This is a genomic window from Saccharomonospora halophila 8, from assembly GCF_000383775.1.
GTDB classification, from domain to species: domain Bacteria; phylum Actinomycetota; class Actinomycetes; order Mycobacteriales; family Pseudonocardiaceae; genus Saccharomonospora; species Saccharomonospora halophila.
Map to the genome: position 1 here is coordinate 8,306 of NZ_KB912473.1, position 2,902 is coordinate 11,207.

Consider the following 2,902-nt stretch of genomic DNA (forward strand, 5'->3'; position numbering starts at 1 on the left):
CAGCCTCCGAGTCCCCCGCGCGGGCGCGCAGCATCGGCGCGAGCGCCCGTGCGGCCGCACGGGGATCGGTGTGTCCGCACGCGAGGTCGATCTCGGCGCTGTAGGCGCCGAGCGTGTCCGCGAACGCGGGGCGTGCCCAGAGACCCCGCAGTACCCCGGGGAGTTCGTCGTGCCCGGTGCTCCGCAGTTCCGAGGTGCCGTCCGGCCGGTCCTCGACGGTCCAGGTCGACGTGGCCGACGGTGGCGGGGTCCCGGCCTCACCGTCGACGAGCCACAGTGCGCCCGCCCGCCCGTCGTGCTCCACCGCGAAGTACACGGGCCCGCCCCCGGCGGCGTCGTCGGCGCGGTAGAACGCACGCCCCCCGACCCGGCGGAGGAAACCGACCGCGAGGTCCGCACCGGACAGCCACGGCCAGGACTGCGGCGCACCCAGCACCGCACCCACCCGCCGGGCCGGCGCGGGCACCCGGTACGTCCCTGCCACTGGCCGTCCCTCGTCCCTCACGGTCGTTGTCGAACGCCCAGACTAGGCCGCGGCCACCCACCCCGACCTCAACAATTCAACGGAATCCCCGCGAGTCGCCACCCCATGCCCGCGAGTCGACGTGCCATGCCCGCGAGTCGAGGCGCCACGGTGACACTGACCCGAAACGGAGCGGAGACCATGCACGGGAAGCCGACGGAAACCGCCCGCGAAACGGTGCCGTGGGGTGGCAGGGTTTCCGGGAAGGGTGGTTTCATGGCTGCGAACGAGACCGACACCGGACACTTCGGCAGGACGTTGCACGGCAAGGTGGCCGTCGTCGCCGGAGGGACCCGCGGCGCGAGCCGCGCGATCGCCGTGGAGCTGGGCAGGCGCGGTGCCTATGTCTACGTCACCGGCCGCACCTCCGGTGCGGACCGGTCCGAGGTGGGCAGGACGGAGACCATCGAGGGTACGGTCGAGCGGATCGAGCGGGCGGGCGGCGACGGCGCCGCGCTCCGGGTCGACCACCTCGACCCGGAACAGGTGCGTGGGCTGGCCGCGCGTGTCGAGGCCGAGCACGGCGGCGTGGATATCCTGATCGACGGCGTGTGGGGCGGGGACGGCCATATCGGCTGGGGGCAGCCGGTGTGGGAGCACCCGCTTCAGGCGAGTCTGCGCATGATCCGGTTGGGCATCGACGCGCACATCGTCACCGCGCACCTGCTGCTTCCGCTCGTGCTACGCAGGCCGGGGGGACTCGTGGTGGAGATGACCGACGGCACCGCCGAGTACAACGCGAACTACCGGCACGGCACCACGCTGGCCTTCCACATCGCCAAGGCCGCCGCCCACCACCTGGCGATCGCCGAGGCCGCGGAACTGTCGGAGGCCGCGGAGTCGTCGGAGGTGGCCGCGCACGACTGCACGGCCGTGGCGCTGACTCCCGGCTGGCTGCGGTCGGAGGCGATGCTGGACGAGTTCGGTGTCACTGAGGCCACCTGGCGCGACGCGCTGGAGCAGCAACCGCATTTCTGCATCTCGGAGTCGCCCACGTTCGTCGGCCGCACGGTGGCCGCCCTGGCGGGGGACCCGGACAAACACCGCTTCACCGGCCGCACCCTCAACAGCGGTGAGCTGGCGAAGATCTACGACGTGGACGACGTCGACGGCAGCCGCCCGGACGGATGGCGTTACATCACCGAGGTCGCCGACGCGGGCAAACCCGCCGACCCGACGGGCTACCGCTGACCGCTGCCCGCGAGTCGCCACCCCATGCCCCGCGAGTCGACGTTCCCTGTCCGTGAGTGCGCACGCTGGGACAGCCGCCGGTCACCCGTGCCGGTCGGCCATCCGCCGGGCGGTGTCGGCGAAGGCCGCCCGAACCTCGTCCGGGCCGAGGATCTCCACCTCCGTGCCGAGGCACAGCAGTTGTCCGGCGGCGATCTCCGGTTGTTCCAGGGCGACGACCACCTCGGTCCAGCCGTCCGGCCCCGGTTCCCCGGCGCACCGCAGTGCCTCGGCGGCGAGGTCGGCGTCCAATGCCGCAGGGAGCGCGCGCACGCCCACCGGGCTCAACCGGAGCCGCACGGGCACCCGCCGCAGGGACCGTTCGAACTCCGCCGACGACCGCTCCCACCAGCTCGCCAGGGCGAAGTCGGTGGGCCGGTCGAACCGCTCGTCCAGCAGGTCGAGCGTGCGGACGCGGCCGACCCGGTAGGTCCGTACGTCATCACCGGCCCCGCCGTCCGCGTCGACAGCCCGTGCGACCAGGTACCAGACCCCCGCCTTGAGCACGAGTCCGAGTGGGTCGACGGTGCGGGCCACACCGCCGTCCCGCCGGGCGTAGTCGAGGCGGGTGCGGCGTTGCTCCCACACCGCACGGGCGAGATCGGTCAGCGGCCCGGTGTCGTCCCCGCGGCGGAACCAGCCGGGTGCGTCGAGGTGGAACCGCTGTGCGAGGTGCTGGGCCTGTTCCCGCAGCGGCGTGGGCAGGGTCGCCGTCAGCTTGGCCTGGGCGGACGTGTCCGCCGCGCCGAGGCCCAGCTCCGCCAGTGCCCGCGGCACGCCCATCGCGAAGACCGTGACGGCTTCGCGCGAGGTCAGTCCGTCGAGCCTGCTGCGCCAGCCCGCCACGAGCCCGACCCCACCGTGCCGGCCGGGCTCGGTCCACAGTGGCACCCCCGCCGCCCGCAGTGCATCGAGGTCCCGGTGCATCGTCCGGGGTGACACGCCGAGCGCGGCGGCGAGTTCGGTGACGGTTGCGCTGCGCCGGCTCTGCAGGGTGAACAGCAGCGCCACGAGACGTTCGGCACGCATGCTGTCGATCATGCCCGGCGGACGCGGACCGCGCGTCGGCACCGGGTCCGGCGGTGCCGCGCTCGCCGCCGGGAGCACCTCACCGCCGGGCGGACACGCAGGACTCCCGCCGGTGCGCCG

3 protein-coding genes are annotated in these 2,902 nt (G+C 73.7%); 1 reads left to right on the plus strand and 2 read right to left on the minus strand.

Annotated features, from left to right (window positions below; genetic code table 11):
• On the minus strand, nt 1–484 hold a 484-nt coding region (locus tag SACHA_RS24740; protein WP_198010070.1), incomplete at its 3' end, for a hypothetical protein.
• A 255-nt stretch (nt 485–739) separates the two neighbouring features.
• Here SACHA_RS24740 and SACHA_RS0100200 point away from each other — a divergent pair.
• On the plus strand, nt 740–1,714 hold the full coding sequence (locus SACHA_RS0100200) for an SDR family oxidoreductase (protein ID WP_157601540.1): 975 nt from the start codon (nt 740–742) through the stop codon (nt 1,712–1,714).
• An 81-nt stretch (nt 1,715–1,795) separates the two neighbouring features.
• On the opposite strand, the gene SACHA_RS0100205 is transcribed toward SACHA_RS0100200, so the two are convergent.
• The gene (locus SACHA_RS0100205; RefSeq protein WP_028662742.1) at nt 1,796–2,782 is read right to left on the minus strand and encodes a helix-turn-helix transcriptional regulator; all 987 of its coding nucleotides are present in this window, start codon (nt 2,780–2,782) and stop codon (nt 1,796–1,798) included.
• Between the last annotated feature and the right edge of the window lie 120 nt (nt 2,783–2,902).